Here is a 715-nt window from a genome sequence, read left to right as displayed (position 1 = left end):
CTCGTCGAGGATCTGCGCCACCACCTCCGGCACGGATTTATTGACGAAGAAACGGTGGGTGCGAAACTGTTTGTTCAGCAAAGAGAGGAAAGGCTCCAGCGTGATGGCATACGTTGCCTGATCGGCTGAGCCACCGGTCCGCTCAAAGCGGGTGACAACGCCGTGTACCACTTTTCGGCAGGTCAGGCCCTGTAAAACGCCGCTGCCCATCGTCAGGGTGACCGGTTTACTCAAAAGCCTCGTCGCATCAAGGTTTTTATCCGGGCTGGTGAACGTTATCGCGTAGCGGTACGTCTGGCTCATTGCTTCCTCCCCGCTAAAATGCTCAACGTCCAGCGGTGACGTGCAGGAAGGGATGTCCAGGTGATAGCGGTTGAGCGTCTTCGCCAGGAGGGAAGCAGCAGGATTTTTCAAATTGTCCATCATATAACCACGTCCTTATTCGTTATGAGTCACAGAGCAGCGCGGATTCCACACTGCGCAAGGGTGATGCCGTCGGCCTGCGTATCCAGTTCGCTGAACAGGCAGGCGCTAAGCAATACGGTCAGGGATGACATCAGTAATCCTCCTGCACACCGGCAGTTTTGGCATCATGGGTGCCGGTCAGCGAGCCCTGCGCCTGCGTGGCGTCCACGCTGAAAATGGCTTCCGGCAGGCGGAAGTTGCGCAGCCTGAGCAGGACCAGCGGCCCCTCGCCCGCTTCGGTGCGCAGGGT

1 protein-coding gene and 1 pseudogene are annotated in these 715 nt (G+C 58.2%); both read right to left on the bottom strand.

The genetic code is table 11. The features are described 5' to 3' along the window. Nucleotides 1-363, bottom strand: a 363-nt coding sequence (locus tag NV64_RS22770; RefSeq protein WP_369878932.1) for a contractile injection system protein, VgrG/Pvc8 family, incomplete at its 3' end; no start/stop codon positions are given. Further along, nucleotides 336-401: pseudogene (locus tag NV64_RS24545) on the bottom strand (hypothetical protein); the annotation flags it as partial. The pseudogene NV64_RS24545 and the gene NV64_RS22770, both read right to left, overlap by 28 nt. Nucleotides 402-715 lie beyond the last annotated feature (314 nt).

The organism is Erwinia sp. B116, from assembly GCF_002865965.1.
Lineage (GTDB): Bacteria > Pseudomonadota > Gammaproteobacteria > Enterobacterales > Enterobacteriaceae > Erwinia.
This window is presented reverse-complemented; position numbering and strand designations above follow the sequence as displayed.